20 protein-coding genes are annotated in these 25,141 nt (G+C 39.8%); 9 read left to right on the top strand and 11 right to left on the bottom strand.

Going from position 1 to position 25,141, the window contains the following annotated elements; genetic code table 11:
• Positions 1–305: 305 nt before the first annotated feature.
• Positions 306–1,322 (bottom strand): quinone-dependent dihydroorotate dehydrogenase, encoded by a 1,017-nt coding sequence (locus EAX61_RS15395; RefSeq protein WP_121918604.1) that lies wholly within the window; start codon positions 1,320–1,322, stop codon positions 306–308.
• Between the two features lie 110 nt (positions 1,323–1,432).
• On the opposite strand from EAX61_RS15395, the gene EAX61_RS15390 reads away from it, so the two are divergent.
• From EAX61_RS15390 to EAX61_RS15375, 4 genes are all read left to right on the top strand, one after another.
• Positions 1,433–2,254, top strand: a complete 822-nt coding sequence (locus tag EAX61_RS15390) for an alpha/beta hydrolase (protein WP_121918603.1) — start codon at positions 1,433–1,435, stop codon at positions 2,252–2,254.
• Positions 2,255–2,332: 78 nt separating this feature from the next.
• Positions 2,333–3,568: a peptidase T gene (pepT, locus tag EAX61_RS15385; protein WP_121918607.1), complete on the top strand. Its 1,236-nt coding sequence runs from the start codon at positions 2,333–2,335 to the stop codon at positions 3,566–3,568.
• A gap of 64 nt (positions 3,569–3,632) precedes the next feature.
• Positions 3,633–5,327 carry a glycoside hydrolase family 13 protein gene (locus EAX61_RS15380; protein WP_121918602.1) on the top strand — a complete coding sequence of 565 codons (1,695 nt, stop codon included), beginning with the start codon at positions 3,633–3,635 and terminating at the stop codon, positions 5,325–5,327.
• Between the two features lie 181 nt (positions 5,328–5,508).
• The gene (locus EAX61_RS15375) at positions 5,509–7,728 is read left to right on the top strand and encodes a tetratricopeptide repeat-containing hybrid sensor histidine kinase/response regulator (protein ID WP_121918601.1); all 2,220 of its coding nucleotides are present in this window, start codon (positions 5,509–5,511) and stop codon (positions 7,726–7,728) included.
• A 213-nt stretch (positions 7,729–7,941) separates the two neighbouring features.
• Here EAX61_RS15375 and EAX61_RS15370 read toward each other — a convergent pair whose 3' ends face one another.
• On the bottom strand, positions 7,942–11,373 hold the full coding sequence (locus EAX61_RS15370; RefSeq protein ID WP_121918600.1) for a methylmalonyl-CoA mutase family protein: 3,432 nt from the start codon (positions 11,371–11,373) through the stop codon (positions 7,942–7,944).
• A 144-nt stretch (positions 11,374–11,517) separates the two neighbouring features.
• On the opposite strand from EAX61_RS15370, the gene purU reads away from it, so the two are divergent.
• The 3 genes from purU to EAX61_RS15355 all read left to right on the top strand — a co-directional run bounded on the left by purU (position 11,518) and on the right by EAX61_RS15355 (position 13,567).
• Positions 11,518–12,372 carry a formyltetrahydrofolate deformylase gene (gene purU, locus EAX61_RS15365; protein ID WP_121918599.1) on the top strand — a complete coding sequence of 285 codons (855 nt, stop codon included), beginning with the start codon at positions 11,518–11,520 and terminating at the stop codon, positions 12,370–12,372.
• A 115-nt stretch (positions 12,373–12,487) separates the two neighbouring features.
• Positions 12,488–13,189 (top strand): DUF4197 domain-containing protein, encoded by a 702-nt coding sequence (locus tag EAX61_RS15360; RefSeq protein ID WP_121918598.1) that lies wholly within the window; start codon positions 12,488–12,490, stop codon positions 13,187–13,189.
• A 210-nt stretch (positions 13,190–13,399) separates the two neighbouring features.
• On the top strand, positions 13,400–13,567 hold the full coding sequence (locus tag EAX61_RS15355) for a Lacal_2735 family protein (protein ID WP_121918597.1): 168 nt from the start codon (positions 13,400–13,402) through the stop codon (positions 13,565–13,567).
• On the opposite strand, the gene EAX61_RS15350 is transcribed toward EAX61_RS15355, so the two are convergent.
• From EAX61_RS15350 to EAX61_RS15320, 7 genes are all read right to left on the bottom strand, one after another.
• Complete coding sequence (locus EAX61_RS15350; protein WP_347337930.1) at positions 13,557–14,348, bottom strand: ABC transporter substrate-binding protein; 792 nt, start codon at positions 14,346–14,348, stop codon at positions 13,557–13,559. The two genes, EAX61_RS15355 and EAX61_RS15350, sit on opposite strands and share 11 nt — an antisense overlap.
• A 1-nt stretch (position 14,349) precedes the next feature.
• Positions 14,350–15,171 carry an orotidine-5'-phosphate decarboxylase gene (pyrF, locus tag EAX61_RS15345; protein ID WP_121918596.1) on the bottom strand — a complete coding sequence of 274 codons (822 nt, stop codon included), beginning with the start codon at positions 15,169–15,171 and terminating at the stop codon, positions 14,350–14,352.
• A gap of 22 nt (positions 15,172–15,193) precedes the next feature.
• Complete coding sequence (gene prfA, locus EAX61_RS15340; protein WP_121918595.1) at positions 15,194–16,273, bottom strand: peptide chain release factor 1; 1,080 nt, start codon at positions 16,271–16,273, stop codon at positions 15,194–15,196.
• A gap of 79 nt (positions 16,274–16,352) precedes the next feature.
• Entirely contained in the window at positions 16,353–17,051 is a 699-nt protein-coding gene (locus EAX61_RS15335) for a hypothetical protein (RefSeq protein ID WP_121918594.1), read from the bottom strand.
• Between the two features lie 349 nt (positions 17,052–17,400).
• On the bottom strand, positions 17,401–18,582 hold the full coding sequence (locus EAX61_RS15330) for an AIR synthase related protein (RefSeq protein ID WP_121918593.1): 1,182 nt from the start codon (positions 18,580–18,582) through the stop codon (positions 17,401–17,403).
• Between the two features lie 332 nt (positions 18,583–18,914).
• The gene (locus tag EAX61_RS15325; protein WP_121918592.1) at positions 18,915–19,094 is read right to left on the bottom strand and encodes a hypothetical protein; all 180 of its coding nucleotides are present in this window, start codon (positions 19,092–19,094) and stop codon (positions 18,915–18,917) included.
• A gap of 48 nt (positions 19,095–19,142) precedes the next feature.
• The gene (locus EAX61_RS15320) at positions 19,143–19,829 is read right to left on the bottom strand and encodes an ABC transporter ATP-binding protein (protein WP_121918591.1); all 687 of its coding nucleotides are present in this window, start codon (positions 19,827–19,829) and stop codon (positions 19,143–19,145) included.
• 299 nt (positions 19,830–20,128) lie between these two features.
• Between EAX61_RS15320 and EAX61_RS15315 the strand changes: the two genes are divergently transcribed.
• Positions 20,129–20,851, top strand: a complete 723-nt coding sequence (locus EAX61_RS15315) for a glycosyltransferase family 2 protein (protein WP_121918590.1) — start codon at positions 20,129–20,131, stop codon at positions 20,849–20,851.
• A 208-nt stretch (positions 20,852–21,059) separates the two neighbouring features.
• Positions 21,060–22,994, top strand: a complete 1,935-nt coding sequence (locus EAX61_RS15310) for an ABC-F family ATP-binding cassette domain-containing protein (protein WP_121918589.1) — start codon at positions 21,060–21,062, stop codon at positions 22,992–22,994.
• A gap of 78 nt (positions 22,995–23,072) precedes the next feature.
• Here EAX61_RS15310 and rocD read toward each other — a convergent pair whose 3' ends face one another.
• Both rocD and EAX61_RS15300 read right to left on the bottom strand, forming a co-directional pair.
• Positions 23,073–24,356, bottom strand: a complete 1,284-nt coding sequence (gene rocD / locus EAX61_RS15305) for an ornithine--oxo-acid transaminase (protein WP_121918588.1) — start codon at positions 24,354–24,356, stop codon at positions 23,073–23,075.
• Positions 24,357–24,527: 171 nt separating this feature from the next.
• Positions 24,528–25,136 carry a response regulator transcription factor gene (locus EAX61_RS15300; protein ID WP_121918587.1) on the bottom strand — a complete coding sequence of 203 codons (609 nt, stop codon included), beginning with the start codon at positions 25,134–25,136 and terminating at the stop codon, positions 24,528–24,530.
• Positions 25,137–25,141 lie beyond the last annotated feature (5 nt).

Genomic DNA, 25,141 nt, shown 5'->3' with positions numbered 1-25,141 from the left:
TTCTCGGGGCACTTTGCGCTAAAAAGGTAGACGTTGGAAGCTAAAAAATCTAAATCTCCTGGATTATTTATAATCTAGAACTAAAAAAAACTCTCTCAGGTTTGTAATCTGGGAGAGTTTTTGGTTTTAAAGAGAAGAAAAAAAATAGAAATTGATCGCCCAGCTTGCCTGATGTAGATATAAAAAAAACGAAACTTAAACGATAATTTCAATAATTCTAAGTCCTATACTTTTGATCGAGAATTATCTCTAATGCGATGAATTACTGAGGAGGAGGGAGAACTTTCGAGGAAGCGGGAGAAGTTTTATCCCCGCTTCAAAATAGCCTTATTGATATCCTTAATCAGTTTAGGGCCTTCGTAAATGAAACCGGTGTACAATTGCACCAAGCTTGCGCCAGCATCCAGCTTATCTAGCGCATCCTGAGCGGTATGGATCCCTCCTACTCCAATGATAGGGAATGCTTTGTTGCTTTTTTCTGAGAGGAAACGGATCACTTCTGTGGAGCGGTTTGTTAGTGGTTTTCCGCTTAAACCTCCCATTTCTGTTTTGTTTTCTGAGGTTAGTCCTTCTCTTGAGATGGTCGTGTTTGTAGCGATTACTCCGGCTATTTTGGTTTCTCGTACAATGTCGATGATGTCTAGTAGCTGGTCATCTGTTAGGTCTGGAGCGATTTTAAGCAGGATAGGTTTGGACGATGGCATTTGCTCGTTTTTCTTTTGCAACGTATCGAGCAATTCCATTAATGGCTTCTTGTCCTGTAGCTCCCGTAGTCCAGGTGTGTTGGGCGAACTTACGTTTACCACAAAATAGTCTACGTAAGGAAATAGAGCATCAAAGCAAATTTTGTAATCCTCAACGGCTTGGTCATTTGGGGTAACTTTGTTTTTCCCTATGTTTCCGCCAATGAGAACATCCTTATTTGACTTGAGACGTTCCACAGCTTCTTCTACTCCCCCATTATTAAATCCCATTCGGTTAATGATCGCACTATCGCTTTTTAAGCGGAAAAGGCGTTTTTTAGGATTTCCAGGTTGGGGTTTTGGGGTAACTGTTCCTATCTCTATAAATCCGAAACCCACGTTTGATAGCTCTTTATACAGTTTTGCATCTTTATCGAACCCCGCGGCCAGCCCCACTGGATTTTTAAATTTGAGTCCGAAAACTTCACGTTCTAACCGCTTATCTTCGACCGTTCCCATAGATTTCATTAATCCACCAAAACCTAATTTTGACAACTTTCGGATGAGGGAAAATGTGAAATAATGTACTTTTTCTGGGTCAAATTTGAATAGAAGGGGACGAACTAGGGTTTTGTACATTTTGGTGGTTTTGTAGCTGCAAAAGTAAATGAAAATGGGTAATTTTATGCTCCTGAAATGAATTCTGGACAAGTTTTCGCGAAAGCGTTAAAAATGACAAATGTCTGAGTATGAAACAAATCTTCTTTTTACTGTTTGCTTTCTGGACGGTTACGTGTTTCTCACAAAATCAATTTGCCGAAAAAGAACCTTTTGTTATAGGGGAAACGCTTACTTTTCAATCTGATGTTCTTAAAGAAAAACGAGTTGTAAATATTTATCTTCCTCCTTCCTACGAGTCGGAAAACAAGAAGGCATATCCAGTAATTTATCTTTTAGACGGAAGTGCAGACGAGGATTTTATCCATATCGCAGGACTCGTACAATTCTCAACATTTCCGTGGGCGCAACTCATACCTGAGTCCATTGTGGTGGGCATCGCAAATGTAGATCGCAAACGAGATTTTACATATCCAACGACCAATGCGAAGGACAAAGCAGATTTCCCAACTACGGGTGGGTCGGAAAAATTTATTGCATTTCTGGAAAACGAGTTGCAACCGCTTATAAATAGGCAATATCGTACTACTATGGAACGTACAATCATCGGGCAATCTTTAGGAGGCTTGCTCGCGACTGAGATTCTTTGGAAAAAGCCAGAATTATTCTCTAATTATATCATTATAAGTCCGAGCTTGTGGTGGGATGATAATTCATTACTACCTTTAAAACGGGCGCCTCTAGACAATCCGAAAAAAGTATTTGTTGCTGTGGGAGAAGAAGGGCCCATTATGGAAAGTGGTGCTATGGCTCTCACAGCTCAACTTAAACAAGACAGACTAATACAAACTTCTTTTAAGTATCTCGAAGACTTAGACCATTCCAATACATTACACATTGCAGTGTATGAAGGATTTAAGGCGATTTACAAGAAGGATGTTACTAAAGATTGATAGGATTCCCGCCTTCGCGGGAATGAAATTTTAAAAAAGTCGATTGTGGGGGTAGATTCCCACCGTCGCGGGAACTATATGATAGATAAAGAAACACTGATAAATAGATTTATAAGTTACGTTACTATAGACACAGAAAGTGACCCGAATAGCGACACGACGCCAAGTACGGAAAAGCAATGGGATCTCGCCCGTAAACTTAAGAATGAGTTGGAGCTTATGGGAATGACTGAGGTCACCATAGACGAGAATGCCTATGTTATGGCAACGCTACCGTCTAATGTACCTCACGAGGTGCCTGTGATAGGATTTATCTCTCATTTTGACACTACACCAGATTTTACAGGTGCAAATGTACAACCGCAAATTATACGAGATTATGACGGTCAAGACATTGTCCTTAATGCTGATAAGAATATTATTTTATCTCCAGAATATTTTGAGGATTTAAAGCAGTACAAAGGGCAAACAATTATCACGACGGATGGCACCACCCTGCTGGGTGCAGATGACAAAGCGGGAATCACCGAGATTATGGAGGCGATGCAGTACCTCATCGCGCATCCGGAAATCAAGCACGGAAAAATACGTGTTGGATTTACTCCTGATGAGGAGATAGGGCGTGGTGCGCATAAGTTTGACGTGGAGAAGTTTGGTGCGCAATGGGCTTATACTATGGACGGGAGCCAAATAGGCGAATTGGAGTACGAAAATTTTAACGCGGCTGGAGCCATTGTCTCAATAGAAGGAAAAATTGTACATCCCGGTTATGCAAAAGGTAAGATGGTAAATAGTATGTACATCGCTACAGATTACATAAACTCCTTACCTAGATTGGAAACTCCAGAGCACACCTCTGACCGTGAGGGCTTCTTCCATTTGTATCGTCTAGATGGTGGTGTGGACAACACAAAGCTAGAATATATCATACGCGATCACGATAAGGGACATTTTGAAGCCCGTAAAGCGATGATGGTGCAACTGGCAGATGAGCTCAATGAGCAGTTTGAAAAAGAACTTGTAACTGTAGAAATCAAAGACCAATACTTCAATATGCGTGAGAAGGTGGAACCTGTGATGCATATTGTAGACATAGCAGAAGAGGCAATGAAGGAATTGGGAATTACACCACTCATTAAACCTATACGTGGCGGAACTGACGGTTCTCAACTCTCATTTATGGGGCTCCCCTGCCCTAATATTTTTGCAGGAGGACACAATTTTCACGGTCGTTATGAGTACGTCCCTGTGGAGAGCATGATGAAAGCTGTAGAAGTGATTGTTAAGATTGCAGAGATAACGGCGAGACAATAACTTTAGATTTATTACGCTTTCGCGAAAGCGTATATATTCCTGTTTTTTAATTCAATAAGAAAATATGGCAGTAGAAGAGATCTGGTGGAAAGAAGGAATCGTTTATCAAATATATCCTCGATCATTCAAAGACACAAGTGGAAATGGCATAGGTGATTTGCGCGGTATCATTGAGAAACTGGACTACATTTCGAGTTTGGGAGTAGATATTATTTGGCTGAATCCTATTTATGATTCGCCCAATGATGATAATGGTTATGACATTCGAGACTACAGAAAGATTATGTCTGAGTTCGGAACCATGGAAGATTTTGACGAATTGCTGGCAGGAATGAAATCCCGAAATCTTAGATTGGTTATGGATCTTGTAGTGAACCACTGCAGTGATGAACACAAGTGGTTTCAGGAAAGTCGCAAGTCTCGGGAGAATCCATACAGGGACTATTTTCACTGGTGGCCAGCAGAGAAAGGAACACCACCCAAGCGCTGGAGCTATTTTGATGTAGAAGAAAATGCTTGGCAATATGATGAGAAGACTGACGCCTATTACCTTCACTATTTTGCGGTTAAGCAACCCGATCTAAAATGGGAAAACCCAAAAGTTCGGCAGGAGGTTTATGATATGATGCATTTTTGGTTCAAGAAAGGTGTGGACGGCTTCCGGATGGATGTGATACCGTTTATTAGCAAAGACACGACTTATCCAGAAATTGATGCCCAAGAACCTCACGAATTTATTTCCTACTACGCAAATGGTCCTAAAGTACACGAGTATCTAAATGAGCTCAACCGCGAGGTAATCTCAAAATATGATGCATTTACCGTGGGAGAAGGGCCAGGAATAGCTCGTGAGGATGCACTTGATTTTGTACACGAGGATCGTAAGGAGATGGATATGTTTTTCCATTTTGACCTAATGAGTTTAGATCGGGCGCCTGGTGAAGTATTTAAAATGAGACAAGGTGGCTGGAAACTCACAGAATTTAAAAAGATTTTTAATGATTGGGATACCGCTTTCGCGAAAGCGGGATGGGGCTCTTTATTCCTTGCAAACCACGATTTCCCACGTTCGGTAAGTCGCTGGGGAAATGACAGCCCGGAGCATTGGCATAATAGCGCTACCCTACTCCAAACATTTCTTCTTACAATGCGAGGCACCCCTTACTTTTATCAAGGCGATGAAATAGGAATGACCAATGTCAAGTTTACAGATATAGAAGATTATAGAGATATTAACACAATAAACCGTTATGAAACTGTAAAACAACGAGGTGGAGACCTCAACGCTTTTATGGAAAGTGAGCAACACGCCGCTCGAGAAAATGCCCGTACCCCGATGCAATGGGATGACACTATAAATGCGGGATTTACTAACTCAGAGCCTTGGATAAAACTAAATCCTGATTACAAGGATGGGGTAAATGTCAAAAGTCAAGAAAAAGACAAATACTCTATTTTAAACTACTTTAGAAAAATCACAGAATTACGTAAGAAAAATAAAGTTTTAGTTTACGGAGATTATCATTGCATTTATCCGGAACACGATAAAGTGTATGCTTATACACGAACTCTGGAGGCAGAGCGATTTTTAATTCTTCTAAACTTCTCTGATGAAATCGAAAGATTTACACTCCCAGTAAACATCACCTATAACCGTAAGATCAAGCTCATTTCAAATGACAAAATTCTAGATGATAAAACGTTTAAGGAATTTGCGCTCAGACCATGGCAAGCGGTAGTTTATAAGTTAGAGCATTAGTATGTCCACGGTTATATAGGGTAGCAACTCCTTGGAGTGCTGTCTAGTACTTGTTTTACGATGGACATTATAAATTACCCCAACCTATTATTAAAATTAAACTATATTCGCATCAATTAGAATACAATGCCATTGCAGAAACGTTACTTTTAACCGCTTTTTAATTCCCCCCAATTAACCGTTGAAAGAAAATAAGACCACTATACTTGAGCTCTTAGAAGAGTCCTATGAAATCCGTGGGAACAATCTTTCAAAGAGCATAGACCTTGCCCAAGAAGCACTACAGCAAAGTAGAATCATAAAGGACAAAGAACTTATTGCGCAGAGTTTAAATAAACTTGCGCTCTTTATGATGATACGGAGTGAGCATCAACTAGCGCTCACTATGTCTGAAGAAGCTATATGCCATTTCAAAGACTTGGGCGATGATAAAGGGGTGGCAGATGCAAAATATAATATCGCAGGTATCTACTACAAGACAGATAACTATCACTTAGGTATGGTTAATCTTATAGACTGTCTTAAAATATATAGCGCGCAAAAGGATTATCATAATCAGTCCAAAACCCATAAATCCTTAGGAACCATTTATGAATTGCTGGGTGACTGGGCAAATGCTATAACATCTTATGAGAAAGCTATAAAAGCCGGACAGAGAGCACAAAACAAAAATCTTGAGTCTAATGCCTATAATCCACTATCTGGAATCTTCTTAAAAGAAAATAGAATTGAAGAGGCAGTTGCAATGATTGAACGATCGATTGCAATGAAAGAGGAGACTGGCGATATAAGAGGACTGGCATTTGCTATTTATGGGAGAGGAAAAATCCATCTCAAACTTGAAAACTATAAAAAAGCAGAAAAAGATTTTAAAGCGGCTTTAAAAATACACGTTGAGGCAGGAGAGCATTTTGGTACCGGGATGGCATACAATAAAATGGCCTTACTCTATATCGCAATGAATGAGCCTGATACCGCAAAGGATATCTTGCTTAAGTCTATTGCACTGAGTGAAAAGCACAATATGAATCTTATTAATTTTAAGTGTACCTATTCTCTTTATCAAATTTACCGCAATGAAAATAATGATTCAAAGGCACTTGAATACTTAGAAAAATACACTCTTAATAAGGCAAAATCTGCAAATTCTCAAACACTCCGTATTATTGAGAATTATGAGGTCATCTCACAAATGGACTCTAGAGAGAAAGAGGCACAACTCGCTCGAGAAAAAGCTCAAATGATATTGGAGCAAGAGCGTTTAGAGCAATCTGCACAGATGAAACAAGAGTTTTTAAGTGCAATGAGTCACGAGATAAGAACACCACTTAATGCGGTTACAAGCATCATTTCCTTATTAGAAGATCGGTCAACCGCAAGTGAGCGTAAATTACTTACTGCACTGCGCTATTCTTCAAAAAATCTCTTGCGTATAATTAACGACATTCTGGACTATTCCAAGCTGGATACAAATAATATGCGATTGGAAACTAGGCCTGTCGTATTCAACGAAGTCATCGAAAATAGTTTAGAAACATACTACAGCCTAGCTCGAGATAAAGGTTTACAATTGTCAGTGCAACTGGATGAAAAGCTCTCCACCTCTTATGCCATAGATGAAACTAAGGTATTTCAAATTTTAGGAAACCTTGTAAGTAATGCTATAAAGTATACAGAAGAAGGAACTGTATTCGTCAAAATTTCAAAACTCAAGAAACAGGACCTAAAAGATATAGTTCGTTTTGAAGTTATCGATTCTGGCATAGGTATACCACTTGACGAGCAAAAGAGACTGTTCGAAAGCTTTTACATGCCACCGTCCGTCACAACTAGAAATTATGGCGGGACGGGTCTTGGACTGGCAATAGTTAAAAAGTTAGTCGATCTACACGGCGGTAAGATTCAGATAGAAAGTAATGTGAAATTTGGTTCTAACTTTTATTTTGATCTTGAACTCACAAGAACCGAAATAGACAAAACAGCAACTAAAAACAGACAAGAGCGTTTAACTAACAAAACAGCTATCCTAGCTGAGGATAATGAAATTAATGCCCTTGTGATGCGTCAACTACTCCAAAAATGGGGCGTTACAATTAAGAGAGTAAAAAATGGTCTCGAGGCCGTACAAATGGCTTCTCAAGAAAAAGTCGACTATATTCTTATGGACATTCATATGCCAGAAATGAATGGCTATGATGCTACTAAGGCCATTCGTGAGACTGAAAATCCAAATCAGCACACCAAGATTTTTGCCCTAACGGCAGATGTCACTGCAAGTACCCAAAAGGAGTTCCAAGATTATTTTGACGGTTTCCTGCTCAAACCTATACAAATAGATCGCATACTGGAAGCTCTTACAAAAAAGGTAAATAGACTTGATGCTGTAACGACTGAGGTTTAGAATGACGCTTTCGCGAAAGCGTAAGTAGAAAACGTGAATTTCAGAATACTACGATAACTCTTAGCGATGTGATTTAATAGACCAATAAACCAGAAAAAGTTTCAATAGCAATTCTTTTCCCATTACAACCCAAATAAATTCCTCATAAGCAAACTTCTAAACACGTAAGGCGACCTGCGGTCGCCTTACGTGTTTATAATGTGTTTCCTTTACTTACATATTCCGTCTATACTGCCCTCCTACTTCGAAGAGTGCATTTGTGATTTGACCAAGAGAACAAACCTTTGTGGCTTCCATCAATTCTTCAAAAATATTGCGGTTGTTTATTGCGGCGTCTTGAATTTTTGCAAGCTCTGCTTCTATCTTATCTGCTTTAGCTTCGTGCAGGTTGTTAAGCATATCGATTTGATATTGCTTTTCTTCTTCCGTTGCTCTTATGACTTCTGCTGGGCGAACGGTCGGGCTTCCTTTTGAACTTAAGAACGTGTTTACTCCTATGATTGGGAACTCGCCGTTGTGTTTTAAGGTTTCATAATACAGACTTTCTTCCTGTATTTTTGAACGCTGATACATTGTTTCCATTGCTCCAAGAACTCCGCCACGCTCTGTGATACGGTCAAATTCTAATAATACGGCCTCTTCTACCAATGCTGTAAGCTCCTCGATAATGAATGCTCCTTGGATAGGGTTTTCGTTTTTAGCAAGTCCAAGCTCCTTGTTGATAATCAATTGTATGGCCATCGCACGGCGTACACTTTCTTCCGTAGGTGTGGTGATAGCCTCATCATATGCATTTGTATGAAGTGAGTTACAGTTATCATAAATCGCATATAATGCTTGTAATGTGGTACGTATATCGTTAAAATCTATTTCCTGCGCGTGCAAGCTGCGTCCAGAGGTCTGGATGTGGTACTTGAGCATTTGGGCACGTGGATTTGCTTTGTACTTTTCTTTCATCGCTTTTGCCCAAATCTTACGAGCTACGCGACCTATGACCGCATACTCTGGGTCGATTCCATTTGAAAAGAAAAATGACAAGTTGGGTCCAAACTTGTTAATGTCCATCCCACGGCTTAGGTAATACTCAACATACGTAAATCCGTTAGAAAGGGTCAATGCAAGTTGCGTAATAGGGTTTGCACCTGCCTCTGCAATGTGATATCCAGAAATCGAGACTGAATAGAAATTACGCACCTTTTGCTCAATAAAATATTCTTGTACATCACCCATTAGTCGCAGTGCAAACTCTGTAGAAAAAATACAGGTATTCTGCGCTTGATCTTCCTTGAGAATGTCTGCTTGTACGGTTCCTCGTACTTGTGTGAGGGTTTCTACTTTTATGCGGTTGTACACCTCTGCTGGTAATACTTGATCTCCTGTAACGCCAAGTAACATTAGACCTAAACCATCATTCCCTTCTGGTAAATCGCCTTGATAGGCTGGCCGGGTTTTATCCTTATAGATTTCGGCGATTTTTGCTTCTACCTCGTCTTCTAAATCGTTTTCTTTTATATATTTCTCACAATTCTGGTCGATGGCAGCGTTCATAAAGAACCCTAGCAACATAGGTGCTGGTCCATTTATGGTCATACTTACCGATGTCATTGCGTGACTTAAATCAAATCCAGAATACAGTTTCTTTGCATCATCCAGACAGCATATACTTACTCCTGCATTTCCTATTTTTCCGTAAATATCTGGTCGTAGTCCTGGATCATTTCCATATAAGGTTACACTGTCAAAGGCCGTACTCAGTCGCTTTGCTGGCAATCCTAAACTCACATAGTGAAAACGTTTATTGGTACGCTCTGGCCCTCCTTCTCCTGCAAACATCCTCGTAGGGTCTTCTCCCGTTCGTTTAAATGGATACAATCCAGCCGTGTATGGAAATTCCCCAGGCACATTTTCTTGCAAGCACCAGATCAATATGTCTCCCCAGGCTTGGTATTTTGGCAAAGCTACCTTTGGGATTTGAGTATGCGAGAGGGACTCACTATGCGTTGGTAAATTAATTTCCTTATCTCTTACTTTGAAGGTGTATACAGGTTGTCTATATCTATTTACCTTTTCTTCCCAACTGGTTATAATTTCCCAATTGTAAGGATCGAGATCCATTTTTACTCGGTCAAATTGGGCAAGGAGCAGTTTAATTAAATCTTTGTCCTCGTCGCTTACACTTCGGCTACGCTCAGTGTCCGCTAATTCCAATCCGGCTTTATCCAATTTTGGTGAATCCCCAGCAATGGTTTCTATAGTTTTATAAATTCCGTAGAGGCGTTGTGCTGTTTCTTGTTGCGCTTTCGCGAAAGCGTCGTACGCTCGATTACTCTCTGCAATTTCACTCAGATATCTTGTGCGTGCCGGTGGAATGACAAAAATCTTTTCACTCATCTCTTGGCTAATCTCAAAAGTACTCTGTAGGTCTGCTTCGTTTACCGTATTTACCTTTTCCATAATACGCTTGTAGAGCGTATTCATTCCTGGATCGTTAAACTGACTGGCAATCGTACCAAAAACAGGCAGCTCATCTTGCGGGATATCCCACAAGTTATTATTGCGCATATATTGTTTTTTCACATCACGTAGTGCGTCTAACGAGCCGCGTTTATCAAACTTGTTAATAGCAACAAGATCTGCAAAATCTAGCATATCTATTTTTTCAAGCTGAGTTGCTGCACCAAATTCTGGTGTCATTACATATAAGGAAACGTCACTATGCTCAAGTATCTCAGTATCTGACTGCCCTATACCTGAGGTTTCTAGAATGATCAAATCAAATTGGGCTGCTTTTAAGACTTGTATGGCTTCGCCTACATATTTGGATAACGCCAGATTGCTTTGTCTTGTCGCAAGGGAACGCATATACACACGCTCATTGTTAATCGCGTTCATGCGGATACGGTCGCCCAGTAGTGCACCGCCTGTTTTACGCTTAGAAGGATCAACAGAAATTAATCCTATGGTCTTTTCTGGAAAGTCGATAAGAAACCTACGTACGAGTTCGTCAACCAGCGATGATTTTCCAGCGCCACCTGTTCCTGTAATTCCTAGAACTGGGGTGAGTGATTTTTCGTTTTTCTTATGGATTTGAGCTAGGGCATCTTTAGCAACTTCGGGAAAGTTTTCGGCGGCAGAAATAACTCTAGCGATAGCCGTGGGATTTTTTTCGCCTAAGCGGGATACTTCTACGGTAAGCTTATCTCCTATTGCATAATCAGACTGCTGTACGAGATCATTTATCATTCCCTGCAAGCCCATCGCACGACCGTCGTCTGGGGAATAAATACGCGTGATGCCGTAATCCATCAATTCCTCGATTTCTTCTGGTAAAATCACACCGCCGCCGCCACCAAAAATCTTAATATGACCCGCACCTTTCTCTTGGAGCAGGTCGTACATATATTTAAAATACTCGTTATGCCCGCCTTGATAGGAGGTCATCGCAATGGCATTTGCATCTTCTTGAATAGCGGTATTTACCACTTCCTCTACCGAGCGATCGTGACCTAAATGAATGACCTCAACCCCTGTGCTCTGAATGATACGACGCATAATATTGATCGCTGCATCGTGGCCGTCAAATAATGAGGCGGCAGTGACGATTCTAACTTTATGCTTAGGTGTATAAGGAGTGGCTTGTTCCATCTGTAAGTATCAATAATTTTTACCCTGTAAATTTACGTAATATTCAATGATATCGCATAAAGAATCTGAAATCTGTAATAGTATATCTTCTTATGGGTATTCCGTTATAATATTTGCATTTTAGAGGTAGCAAATCTAATTATTATGGTAAAAATCACACTTCTTATACATTGTGAAGATCAGAAAGGAATTATCGCTTCGGTGACTAATTTTATTCTTCAAAATTCGGGAAACACGACTTACATAGACCAACACGTAGATGCGCAGGAGAATGTATTTTTTATGCGTCTGGAGTGCGTTTTTGAGTCTGCTTCGTTCCGCGTACCAGACTTTGAGCAGGCTTTTGCTAAAAAAATTGCACAACCCTTTGAGATGCAGTGGCAGTTGCACCGCTCAGAAACCAAAAGTAATATGGCGCTTTTTGTTTCTAAATATGATCACTGTTTGTACGATATTTTAGGACGCTACAATGCAGGCGAATTGCACGTACATATTCCCTTTATTATAAGTAACCACAAGGATCTAGAGCACATCGCAAAAAACTTTGACATCCCTTTTTATCACATCCCTGTGACAAAGGACACCAAAGCGGCGGCTGAACAACAACAGCTCCAACTACTTGAGGAACATAAGGTAGATTTTATCGTGCTCGCGCGCTATATGCAAATTGTCACAGAAACTATCATACGCGAGTATCCTAACAAGATTATAAACATACACCACTCTTTTTTACCCGCTTTTGTGGGAGCAAAACCCTATCACGCAGCTTTTGAGCGTGGGGTTAAAATCATAGGTACAACGAGCCATTACGTCACCGAAGAACTCGACGCAGGTCCTATCATAGAGCAAGATACCATACGCGTTACCCACAGCCACACTGTAAAAGATCTTATAGCCAAAGGTCGCGATCTCGAGAAAATTGTACTCTCCCGAGCGGTAAAGTTGCACGCGCAACACAAAGCTTTTGTGTACAATAATAAGACGGTGGTTTTTACGTAGATTTTGTATGCATACGCTTTCGCGAAAGCGGACATCCTCTAAAAGCCCAAGAATAATTTACCATTATTTAATTTCTCAAAATAGTATCTTTAGAGCCTAACGAAAAAATCAAAATATGAAACGCCTACTCTCTCTCTGTCTTATATTCACCTTATTTTCTTGTGCCGAACTTCAAAATGTTGTAGGCGGACTTCCGGGACAACCAGGTATGGACAACGCAATGATAGGTAATGGATTGCGACAAGCGCTTGATTTCGGGATCGACAAGCAGGTAACTAAACTTACCGCAACGGATGGATTTTACAGAAACGAGTTAGTAAAAATATTACTACCAGCTGAACTACAAAAAGTAGATAATACACTACGTGCCATAGGTCTAGGCAATCTAGCAGACGAAGGGATTAAAGCCCTAAACCGAGCCGCTGAAGATGCTGTAAAGGAAGCTACACCCATTTTTGTTAATGCTGTAAAGGAGATAACTTTTACAGACGTACGCAACATCCTCTTAGGTGCAGATAACTCTGCAACACAATATCTGGAAGGCAAAACGAACCAGGCGCTTTATAATAAGTTTAACCCCGTGATTCAAAATTCTTTTGCCAAAGTAGGCGCAGACCAAATCTGGACCAATCTTATTACTAAATATAATTCTCTTCCTCTCGTTTCTGATGTCAACCCAGACCTTACTGATTACGTAACTCAGGAAGCCCTCAAAGGTGTCTACACAATGATTGCTGTTGAGGAAAAGGAAATCCGTACGAAGACGGCTAGTCGTACTACGGATTTACTAAGAAGAGTATTTGCGCTGCAAGATTAAAATCTTTTGTAATTAAATATGTTTATTCCTAAACAATATCTAATGAACTAAATAAGCTAACTTTTAATAGGAAGACCCATTTCAGACATTATAGCATAAAGTATTGAAACAAAATACAAGCATAAAATTTAAAACACCCAACTACTTGTTTATCAATTTTTTATATTTATATTTAGTCGACACAAAAACTAATGATGCCCCCTTATTACAATGACTGCAGCCAGTAAACACAAAAGATTAAAGTCCTTTATGGAGCGTAAGTATAAAAGACTCGTAGAAGAAGCTTACAACTATGAATATACAGATCACAGCCTAAGTGATGTCTGTACCTTTGAAGCACTTCAATTAGATCAGAAAATAAAGTTTCTTAAATATTAAGGTCTTTGCGTAGACGCACAAAATAGTCAAACGCCTTTAGTAGCCTACTACCATACCAAGAAAAATATTCCCCGTCTACAAGCATAATTTTTGCCCTCGTGTACTGTTTTAATTCTTTTATATGTTTTTCTGAAAATGGGTACGGCTCAGAAGAAAGTAAAAGTACATCCATAGCTGGTAATTTTTCAATATCTATTTCTGGATAACGTCCAGCCTCATTAATAAAAACATTTTTAAAGCGACAGATGTTTACCAATTCGTCTATAAATGTGTCTGAACTGGCAACCATATAGGGCTTACGCCAAATAAAATAACCCACGCTTTTCCACTCATACGATTGCATTTCGGTTTGAAAGGCTTTGTAGCGCTTTACAATTTTTGAAACTAGTTGTTCTGATTCCTTTTTGCGATTAAACAACAATCCATATTGCTCAATAAGTTCAAGATTATCCTCAACCGTTTTAATATCAGAAATATGAACCGGAGCAATTTTTTCCAGTTCAGCAACCATTTCCTTCGTGTTTTCTTCTTTATTACAGAGAATAATATCAGGTTTTAAACTACTGATTTTATCAAAATGGACTTGCTTAGTTCCGCCTACGATTGTTGTGGTTTGTTTTAGATCTTCTGGATGAATACAGAATTTTGTGATGCCTAGGATATTTTCGCGCAAGCGTAATTCAGCTAATAGTTCTGTCTGACTAGGAACCAATGAGACGATGCGCTGTGGTGCCTTATCAAACACAAGCGTACGGTTCATTTGGTCTATAACTGTAATCAAATTATGTGCGATTTACAAGGATGTCCTGCATATCTTCTTGCAGTTGCTGGGCAACATTACGGGCGGCAATGGCAAAATCCTGACCGCTGGAATTATACAAAATCCCTCTAGACGAATTTATAAGAAGTCCTATGTTCTCTGTCATTCCGTAGGTGCAAACGTCGCGTAGACTACCGCCCTGTGCTCCAACTCCAGGTACAAGAAGAAATGCTTCTGGGATAATCTTACGGATATCAGATAAAAATTGTGCTTTTGTTGCTCCTACTACGTACATCAGATTTTCTGAGCCCTTATAGGACTTTGAAGTTTGAAGTACGTGTTTATAAACTTCCTGTCCGTCTATGATTTTTGTCTGAAAATCATATGCACCCTTGTTTGACGTAAGTGCAAGTAGTATTGTGTGTTTTTCTTCAAACTCTAAAAAAGGCTCTACGCTATCTTTTCCCATATACGGAGCTACGGTTACTGAGTCAAAGTTAAGGTCTTCAAAAAAAGCTTTTGCATAGCGAGAAGACGTATTTCCTATATCTCCGCGCTTAGCATCTGCTATTGTGAATTGCTCTGGATACTTCTCGTTAATATAATTGATCGTTTTTTCAAGTGCTTTCCAACCTTTCATACCATACGCCTCGTAAAAAGCAGTATTGGGCTTATAACCCACACATAAATCCTGCGTTGCGTCTATAATCGCTTTATTAAACGCAAAAATAGGATCTTCTTCTTTTAAGAGATGCTTGGGAATTTTATCCAAATCGGTATCTAATCCTACAATAAGGAAAGATTGTTTCTTTTTGATTTGGGCAATTAAGTCGGTTGTTTTCATTCTGTAATTTCAGAATTCTAAATTATAGTTCTCCCTCTGTAAACTTCAATTTCTCTGTATTTTCAACAAGTCTCAATTCGTCGAGAATTCTTTGTATATCTCCGTTTACAATGTTTTGTAAATCATAAAGCGTGAGGCCTATTCTGTGATCTGTCACACGTCCTTGTGGATAGTTGTACGTTCTAATTTTTGCACTACGGTCACCGCTACTCACTTGGGAATTACGTTTTGCAGCGTCTTCTTCTTGCTTTTTGGCAAGTTCTAGGTCGTACAGACGTGAGCGCAAAACTTTAAAGGCTTTCTCCTTATTCTTATGCTGAGACTTTTGATCTTGACACTGCGCTACAAGTCCCGTAGGAATGTGTGTTAATCGTACTGCTGAGTATGTAGTGTTTACAGATTGCCCTCCTGGTCCTGAAGAACAGAAAAAATCTACACGAACATCTTTTGCCTCGATGGTGACATCAAACTCTTCTGCTTCTGGGAGCACCATAACGGTTGCGGCACTAGTATGCACACGACCTTGCGTTTCGGTTTGAGGAACACGCTGTACACGGTGTACACCGGCTTCAAACTTCATTGTACCATATACATCTTCACCTGTAATTTCAAACTGGATTTCTTTAAATCCACCAGAAGTTCCCTCACTATAATCTACTGTGCTATGACTCCAGCCACTAATACTCTCGACATATTTTGTGTACATACGGTAGAGGTCTCCAGCAAAAATACTTGCTTCATCTCCACCGGTCCCTGCACGTATCTCTACCACGACATTCTTAGCGTCTTCTGGGTCCTTGGGAATGAGCATCATCCGGATCTCTTCTTCTAAGTCTGGAATGCCTGATTTTGCCTCTTCGTATTGCATTTTTGCCATTTCGATCATTTCTGGATCAGTGCCATTTGCAATAATCTCTTCAGCTTCGTTTAGGTTATCGTTGAGTTCGATATAAAGTTCGCGCTTATTCATAAGCGCTCTCAGGTCTTTATATTCTTTATTGAGTTGTACGTAGCGTTTCTGGTCTGTAATTATATCGGGCTGGATAATGAGGTCACTTACCTCATCAAAACGCTGCTTTACAATCTGTAATTTTTCTAACATTTGTATCTTCTAAGTAAGAGCGAATTTACAAATTTTAAGCTGGAAATCGATTAGAGTATCACGCGAGAAAAGCTTTTATTTAACCATCTTTGGCATTGCGGTTCTCTAAAAATGTGTACAGGGAGGCTTTTGAGTCTGCTATTTCAAATTCTTCTGAATACGCTTTCGCGAAAGCGGAATAGTCAAAATCCTCAATCTCTGCATATTCATTACCTATCAGTTGCTCTAACTGCTGTTTTTCTTCTCTAATAAGACTGAAATTAAGTCCATAATTTATCAAAAATGCAAACCCTAGAAGATAGCTCACACGGTCTATGTAGTAGCAGAATTCTATGCCAAAATAGTAGGCAAACAGGGAAGTAACATCTGAAAGAATAAAAGCAAAAACCATAAAAGTAAAAAGTAGCGACCTATTACTGTTTGCTTGATTATTATATGCCACAGCGGAAACCGAAAGTATCATCATAAAGGCGCCGTACATATAGAACATCGCGACCTGAGTTGTGCTTTCAAACACAAAACCTATCATATTCATAATTACGTGAAGTGTATACGTGTTTGCCGTGATGAGCAATATTGAGACAAAAACAAGTGTTTTATTAAGAGTAATCTCCTTTAATTTAGGGAGACGTTCTATAACAAGGGTTGTATACGCCAATATACCGAACGCTAAATACATAATATACCCCACTCCTTCTTCATAGCTCTGTATAAAAATATCCTTAAGGAGAAAGAAAAATAAGACCGCTAGTACATAATTGTTGCGCCTCTTGCTCATAACTAGATAAAAAAGCACGAAGAATGCTGTACTTATTAGCCTAACATATCTGCTATTAGTCATATCACTAAACAAAAGTGTAAGACTATTCAGTAATATTAATATAGAGAATACTATGAGAAGCTGTTTTCTCTTCCAGAATAGGTTTAGATAATCCATTGGTGAAGTGGTGTAATGTTATATAATAGGCTTTGTTTTACTTATCATATAAACGAAAAAAGACCACCCAACGGTTTTGTGCTATCTTGTCAAAGTATTGTTAAAAAATTAACACGCTATTCTACTAAAAGAGCTCTAGCATAGATAAACGACCTAGTGAGTCGAAATATCTATATATTTTTGTACCAAACTAATACTTAAATACTCCTTTATCGCTGGTAATTGTGAGTCGTTTCCCAGAATCTGAGGCTTGTACTCTACCCACGATCTGAGCATCTACATTAAAAGAATTAGAAATGGAAATAATATCTTGAGCTGTTGCCTCATCGCAATATATCTCCATACGATGTCCCATATTAAACACTTGGTACATCTCTTTCCAATCAGTTTTACTCTCTTCTTGAATCAATTTAAAGAGCGGTGGGACTGGGAACATATTATCTTTTATAATATGAAGGTCATTAACAAAATGAAGAATCTTAGTCTGGGCACCACCACTACAATGTACCATACCGTGAATTTCGGTACTTGAGTACTTTTCTAAAATGGCTTTTACGATCGGTGCATACGTTCTCGTGGGTGAAAGCACCAATTTTCCTGCGTCTAGTGGACTTCCTTCAACCTTGTCTGTTAGTTTTTTTGAACCGCTGTATACTAAATCTACAGGAACCGCGGCATCATAACTTTCTGGAAATTTCTGAGCGAGGTAATTGTTGAACACGTCGTGCCTTGCCGAGGTAAGTCCATTACTTCCCATACCCCCGTTATACTCCTTCTCATAGGTTGCTTGTCCTGAAGAAGACAATCCTACGATCACATCGCCATCCTTAATGTTTGCATTGTCTATGACATCGCTACGCTTCATTCTGGCGGTCACCGTAGAGTCTACAATAATCGTACGTACAAGATCTCCTACATCTGCCGTTTCTCCACCAGTAGAATGAATGGTAACGCCAAACGATTTTAAGTCCTCCAGCAACTCCTCTGTCCCATTAATTATGGCCGAAAGTACATCGCCAGGAATCAAATTCTTATTACGCCCGATTGTTGAGGATAGCATAATGCGATCTGTTGCACCAACGCATAATAAATCATCTATATTCATTATGAGCGCGTCTTGAGCGATTCCCTTCCAGACAGAAAGGTCTCCAGTTTCTCTCCAGTACATGTAGGCAAGTGCACTTTTTGTACCAGCACCATCTGCATGCATTACGAGACAATAGTCATCATCACCCGTAAGGGCATCTGGTACAATCTTACAGAATGCCTGAGGGAACAATCCCTTATCCACATTCTTGATGGCATTATGTACGTCTTCTTTTCCAGCAGATACACCACGTTGTGCGTAGCGTTTTGAGATTTCTTGGCTCATTGTGATTTATTAAGAGACAAAAATAGTGAGAAAAAAAGTAGCAAAATGGCCCGGTAAAGTAGAAAAACGAAAGTAGAAAGTAGAAATGGTGTTGCGCGTTTGGATCTCGCAAAGACACGAATGCGCAAAGGTTACTTACTCGAACATGTTATTATCCCGCAAAGACACAGAGTCACAAAAAAGTATCATCCTAAAAATGAGTCGCCGCAGGCGTTCACGAAAACTGAAAGGAGCCAAAGCGACGTACTAGACACTTATTACTGACTACTGGAATGCAGGCGCTCACATAAACTAAAAGGAGCGTGAGCGACGCACTAGATACTTTACACTTTTCACTCTTTTTCCTCCTCCTTACGACGCTGATAATTTTCTCTAAAGTTGCGCCCTTGACGATTGTATCGCTTATCTCTATTGCGTTTATTATTAGCCTGCATCATAAAATAAAGGACGGCAATAACGATCACGGCAAGGATAGCCTGTGTAGTTTCTGAAAGATTACTAAGGAAATCCATACGAAAAGTCTTTGCTCAAAGCTAAGGATTCTCTACAAGTAATTCAATCTATTTTGTTCGTTCATCACTCTCGATGATGCCGTCACGTAATCGTATTACGCGGTGTGCATAATCTGCTATTTCTTCCTCGTGTGTTACAAGAATTACTGTATTCCCCGCGGCGTGAATCTCATCAAAAAGTGCCATAATCTCCACTCCAGTTTTAGAGTCTAGGTTTCCTGTAGGCTCATCTGCAAGGATGATAGATGGCTTGTTTACCAGTGCACGACCTACCGCAACACGCTGGCGTTGCCCTCCTGAGAGTTGATTAGGTTTGTGATCCATACGGTCTGCCAGACCTACATCTTTTAGAACCTCTGCGGCACGAGCGTGGCGTACAGATTTTGATTTTCCCGCATAAACCATAGGAAGCGCTACGTTATCTAATGCGGTTGTTCTAGGTAAAAGATTAAAGGTTTGGAAAACGAAACCTATTTCTGTGTTACGCACATCAGCAAGTTCATCGTCTAACATCTGGCTCACATCTCTACCGTTGAGAATATAGGAACCCGAAGTAGGCGTATCCAGACATCCTAGAAGGTTCATAAGTGTTGATTTTCCTGAACCCGAAGGCCCCATAATCGCGATATACTCTCCTTTATCTATATCGAGATCTATACCTTTAAGCACTTTTACGATTTCGCTCCCCAGCGGGAAATCTCGGCGTATATCACGTATTTCAATTAAGTTACCCATATTTCTGTGCTAACAATTTTCTAAGATAGAAGAAATTCTTTGACCATTAGAAGAACAAATGTGAGATATGTTACAAATATGACAAGGATAATTTCGCTTAAAGCGAAAATAAACTGGTTAAACCTTATAATGGCACTATCATAATTCGAATTATCAATCGAATAGATGAGAGAGGAAATCCTAGAATAGCCTAAGCTTAGATTTATATTTATAGCAAAATATGATCGTGTTAGAAACAAATTTTTAGTGTTACTATAAAGTTTAAGCGGTATAAATATATTTGCACTTTAAATAGACTTATGTTCAAGACCCTTTCCATTGTCATTCCTGCCTATAATGAAGCTCCTACGATTCTGGAGATACTGAGTGTTCTTGAGCAACTCACTTTGCCTAATGGCATTACAAAAGAGCTTGTCATTGTAAACGATTGCTCTACAGACGATACGGCAGACCGTATTGCTTCGTTTATTAAAGCAAATCCGCACTTGAACACGCAATTATACCATCAGCCAAAGAATATGGGGAAAGGCGCTGCCCTTCATCGTGGTATTGCAGAGGCAAAAGGTGAATTTATTATTATACAAGACGCAGACCTAGAATACGACCCTGAGGAATATAAAATCCTTCTTAAACCTGTCCTAAACGGCAATGCAGACGTCGTTTACGGAAGCCGCTTTATGGGTGGTAATCCACACCGTATTCTTTTCTTCTGGCACACGCTAGGAAATAAATTCCTGACTTTCCTTAGTAATATGTTTACCAACTTGAATCTTACAGATATGGAAACCTGTTACAAACTCTTTAGAGCAGATATGGTGAAGGGGCTAAATTTAAAAGAAAAGCGTTTTGGCTTTGAGCCAGAGGTTACGGCAAAAATTAGCCGCATTCCTAAAGTGCGCATTTATGAGGTCGGTATCTCCTACTATGGACGAACATACGATGAAGGAAAGAAAATAAATTGGCAAGATGGTGTGAGGGCTTTGTGGTGTATTTTGAAATACAACACTTGGTCTAGGAAATAGCCCTTCGATAAGTTTGCTTTAAGTGTTTATTGATGTTTTGAGTACGCTTTCGCGAAAGCTTAAAAAACTCATTTTACCATAATCATTAACCAATAACGAAGTGCGGCTAACCTCTACACTCTGGGAGACACAATTTATAAATTTTTCGTATTTCCTTTCTCAACTTCCTACCTTCCTATTGTCTACTTTTGCAAAAAAATAATTTGCCTTGAACTACGTATCTGTTGAAAATGTTGCCAAATCTTTTGGCGAGCGCGTTCTTTTTGAAGACATCTCCTTTGGTATTAATCAGGACCAGAAAATAGGTTTTGTGGCCAAAAATGGAACCGGAAAAACCTCTCTACTCCATATTATGGCGGGTCTTGAAACTCCAGATAGTGGGCAAGTAGTGTCCCGTAAAGGACTGACCATATCATTTCTACAGCAAGAACCAGATTTAAATCCTGACCTTACGGTGGAGGAAACCATTTTTGCAAGTGACAATCCTATTATGAACACCATAAATGCTTACGAAAAAGCATTACTAAATATGGAAGATACAGAGGCCTATCAACAAGCCTTTGACGCAATGGAAGCCGCACAAGCTTGGGATTTTGAAACACAGTATAAGCAGATACTTTCTAAACTTAAATTGGACCAGCTCGATAGAAAAGTAGGTCTCCTAAGTGGTGGACAAAAAAAGCGACTTGCACTTGCCGCGATGCTTTTAGAGAAACCAGATCTCGTAATTCTTGATGAGCCTACTAACCATCTGGATCTCGAAATGATTGAGTGGTTGGAAGAATACTTTAAGCGAGAGAGTTTGACCATTTTTATGGTCACTCACGATCGTTATTTTCTAGAAAACGTTTGTAATGAAATTGTAGAGCTGGATCACGGAAAATTATATTCCTACAAAGGAAACTATGCCTACTACCTAGAAAACAAAGAGGCACGTATGGCAAATGAAGCTACCGAAACTGCCAAAGCAAAAATCCTCTATAAAAAAGAACTCGACTGGATGCGTCGCCAGCCCAAAGCACGTACCACAAAATCTAAATCTCGAATAGACGATTTTTATGAGATTAAAGAACGTGCCCACCAGCGTCGTAACGATCACGAAGTACAACTCGAAATTAATATGGAACGTATGGGAAGTAAGATTCTCGAGTTTCATAAGGTGGGTAAGTCTTTTGGTGACTTAAAATTGCTGGATAAATTTGACTACGTATTCAAAACTGGCGAGCGTGTAGGCATCATAGGAAAAAACGGAACGGGAAAAACCACCTTCCTTAATATTATGACAGGTGCACTCCAGCCTGATGCTGGAAAAGTTATCGTGGGTGATACCGTTAAGTTTGGGTACTACACACAGAAGGGTATAGAAATTAAAGAAGGTCAGAAAGTTATTGATGTAATAAAATCTTTTGGAGACCACATTCCGCTTAAGAAAGGGCGCACCATTTCGGCGGGGCAATTGCTGGAGCGGTTTTTATTTGATCGTAAAAAACAATATGATTTTGTAGAAAAACTGAGCGGCGGGGAGCGTAAACGCCTCTATCTCTGTACTGTTTTCATTCAGAATCCTAACTTTTTAATTCTTGATGAGCCTACAAATGACCTTGATGTAGTTACCCTAAACGTGCTGGAGAACTTCCTTTTAGATTTTCCAGGATGTCTCGTGGTGGTCTCTCACGACCGCTACTTTATGGACAAGATTGTGGATCATTTATTTGTATTTAAAGGTAATGCACAGATAAGTGATTTCCCTGGCAACTATTCGGATTATCGCGCTTATGAGGGGAATTTGAATTTCAGTAATGAGGAGGACGCTCCTGCCGGCCGAGCAGGCGGGTTCGCGAAAGCGGAACATTTAAAAACTACATCTCAAAAAACTGAAAATGAATCCACAGATTCTAAATCGTGGAAAGAAAAACAACACACAGGGGCACTCACTTACAATGAGCAAAAAGAGTACAAAAAACTCGAACGCGAGGTGGCACAACTAGAACGTGACAAGGCAAAAAAACAAGAAGTCTTCCTAAACCCGGACCTCACTCCCGAAGAAATCGCGATCCACTCCCAAGAGCTTCAAGCCCTAATCGATAAAAAAGAAGAAAAGGAAATGCGCTGGATGGAACTTATGGAGAAGATGGAGGGGTAACCTCGAAATCGAATATTAAGAAACAAAAAAACGGCTTATTTTGCAATGAGCCGTTTCTATATTCACTTAGAATTTAATTTATTTCTCAAACTGCTTGAGCGTCTTGATAATGATAGACACACAATCCAGCAATTCTTCCTCAGTCATTACGAGAGGTGGTGCAAATCGTATGATATTACCGTGGGTGGGTTTTGCGAGTAAGCCATTGTCGCGTAGTGCCATACAGATATCCCAAGCTGTTGAGCTATCTTCTGTATCGTTTATGACTACGGCATTTAATAATCCGCGACCTCTTACTAAAGTTGCGATATTACTACTGTCTACAAATTCCTGCATTTTCTCACGGAAAAGATTTCCAAGGTGGCGTGCGTTTTGGGCTAGATTTTCATCCCTTACAACTTCCAGCGCTTCGGTAGCTACTGCTCCTGCTACTGGGTTTCCTCCAAAGGTGCTTCCGTGCTGTCCAGGCTTGATGACATTCATAATATCATTATTTGCAAGAACTGCGCTTACAGGGTAGGCTCCTCCAGAGAGCGCTTTACCTAGAATTAAGATATCAGGCTGTGCGTAAGTATCGGCTTGTTTCTCACAATGTCCTTCACAAGAACATTTCCCACAAACAGCGAGCAAAGCTCCTGTACGTGCGATTCCTGTTTGGATCTCGTCTGCTATAAAAAGTACATTGTGCTCGTTACATAGAGACTGAGCTTTACGCATATAATCATCAGACGGCGTATAGACTCCTGCCTCTCCCTGAATAGGTTCTACTAAAAAACCAGCAATGTTTTTATTGGACTTTAAAGTCTCTTCTAATGCTTGAAGATTATCGTATTCTATTTTTATGAATCCAGCTGTATACGGTCCAAAGTTCTTACGAGCATTTTCATCGTTAGAAAAAGAAATAATCGTTGTGGTACGCCCGTGAAAGTTGTTTTCACAAACTACGATTTGCGCTTCGTTTTCATCTATGCCCTTTTTCTCATACGCCCATTTACGCGCAATTTTAATAGCGGTCTCCACAGCCTCTGCTCCAGTATTCATAGGAAGCAGTTTGTCAAAGCCAAAATACTCTGTTGCATACTTCTCGTAAGGACCTAAGGTGTCATTATAAAATGCACGTGATGTAAGGGTAAGTCTCTTTGCCTGTTCTGTCATTGCGTTTACAATGCGTGGGTGACAATGCCCCTGATTTACTGCAGAGTATGCAGAAAGGAAATCATAATACTTTTTACCTTCGGCGTCCCACACATATACACCTTCTCCCCTACTCAATACTACTGGGAGTGGGTGATAGTTGTGCGCACCGTGTTTGTCTTCTAATGCAATTGCCTCTTTAGATGAGAGTTGATTTACAGTTGCCATAATGTGTAATTTTTAAAATTGTTAAACAGATAACAATTCCTGCTGAGCCTTTGTTTTCTCGATATAGTCGAGAATTCAGCGCGGGAGAGAAATCATCCCCAGTTCTTATTCAAGAGCGTCGAAATTACAAAAATCGCCAGAGACTTAAAAGGATTAAGAAGGGTGTAAAAATTACTTAATCAGGTTTGCATCCACCGCAAAGCGTATGAGCTCCCCTATAGTACTCATATCCAGTTTTTTCTTGATGTTTTTCTTGTGCTTTTCTACTGTTTGGTGGGAAATATGAAGCTCATCCCCTACTTCTTTACTGGTTTTTCCAGAACTAAATGCCGAGAGTATCTCGACCTCCCGTTGTGTGAGCAATGTCAGTTTTTCTTGTGTCTCTTCAGAACCAGCCTCATTTTGTCGCTTCTCAAAATTAGAAAGCGCAAGGTTTATAGTAATCTTAAGTTGCTCTGCGTGAAATGGCTTCAAGACATAAGCAAATGGCATAATCTTCTCAGCTCGAGCGACAATCTCAGGATTACTAAATGCTGTAAGAAAAACGGCTGGTGTCTTACGTATTTCTTGAAGCTGTGCGACGAGCTCAATACCATCTATCTCTGCTTCTAGATTAATATCAGAAAGTATTAGGTCAAACTCATTCTCCTTATAATCCATCTTAGCTTCGGCCGGGGTACTGCAACGCAATACTCTTGCAAACCCGTTTTTTCCGAGCTCCATTTCGATATCTCGTGCGATAATAAATTCGTCTTCTATAAGGAGAATTTTATGTGACATCTATA

Source organism: Dokdonia sinensis (assembly GCF_003688895.1).
GTDB classification, from domain to species: Bacteria; Bacteroidota; Bacteroidia; order Flavobacteriales; family Flavobacteriaceae; genus Dokdonia; species Dokdonia sinensis.
The sequence above is the reverse complement of the archived record's forward strand: the minus strand, read 5'-3'. Positions and strand labels throughout refer to the sequence as shown.

Coding starts and splice junctions, on each gene's coding strand:
- EAX61_RS15395 (WP_121918604.1), bottom strand. CDS start 1,322: ATGTACAAAACCCTAGTTCGTCCCCTTCTATTCAAATTTGACCCAGAA.
- EAX61_RS15390 (WP_121918603.1), top strand. CDS start 1,433: ATGAAACAAATCTTCTTTTTACTGTTTGCTTTCTGGACGGTTACGTGT.
- pepT (WP_121918607.1), top strand. CDS start 2,333: ATGATAGATAAAGAAACACTGATAAATAGATTTATAAGTTACGTTACT.
- EAX61_RS15380 (WP_121918602.1), top strand. CDS start 3,633: ATGGCAGTAGAAGAGATCTGGTGGAAAGAAGGAATCGTTTATCAAATA.
- EAX61_RS15370 (WP_121918600.1), bottom strand. CDS start 11,373: ATGGAACAAGCCACTCCTTATACACCTAAGCATAAAGTTAGAATCGTC.
- purU (WP_121918599.1), top strand. CDS start 11,518: ATGGTAAAAATCACACTTCTTATACATTGTGAAGATCAGAAAGGAATT.
- EAX61_RS15360 (WP_121918598.1), top strand. CDS start 12,488: ATGAAACGCCTACTCTCTCTCTGTCTTATATTCACCTTATTTTCTTGT.
- EAX61_RS15355 (WP_121918597.1), top strand. CDS start 13,400: ATGACTGCAGCCAGTAAACACAAAAGATTAAAGTCCTTTATGGAGCGT.
- pyrF (WP_121918596.1), bottom strand. CDS start 15,171: ATGAAAACAACCGACTTAATTGCCCAAATCAAAAAGAAACAATCTTTC.
- prfA (WP_121918595.1), bottom strand. CDS start 16,273: ATGTTAGAAAAATTACAGATTGTAAAGCAGCGTTTTGATGAGGTAAGT.
- EAX61_RS15335 (WP_121918594.1), bottom strand. CDS start 17,051: ATGAGCAAGAGGCGCAACAATTATGTACTAGCGGTCTTATTTTTCTTT.
- EAX61_RS15330 (WP_121918593.1), bottom strand. CDS start 18,582: ATGAGCCAAGAAATCTCAAAACGCTACGCACAACGTGGTGTATCTGCT.
- EAX61_RS15325 (WP_121918592.1), bottom strand. CDS start 19,094: ATGGATTTCCTTAGTAATCTTTCAGAAACTACACAGGCTATCCTTGCC.
- EAX61_RS15320 (WP_121918591.1), bottom strand. CDS start 19,829: ATGGGTAACTTAATTGAAATACGTGATATACGCCGAGATTTCCCGCTG.
- EAX61_RS15315 (WP_121918590.1), top strand. CDS start 20,129: ATGTTCAAGACCCTTTCCATTGTCATTCCTGCCTATAATGAAGCTCCT.
- rocD (WP_121918588.1), bottom strand. CDS start 24,356: ATGGCAACTGTAAATCAACTCTCATCTAAAGAGGCAATTGCATTAGAA.
- EAX61_RS15300 (WP_121918587.1), bottom strand. CDS start 25,136: ATGTCACATAAAATTCTCCTTATAGAAGACGAATTTATTATCGCACGA.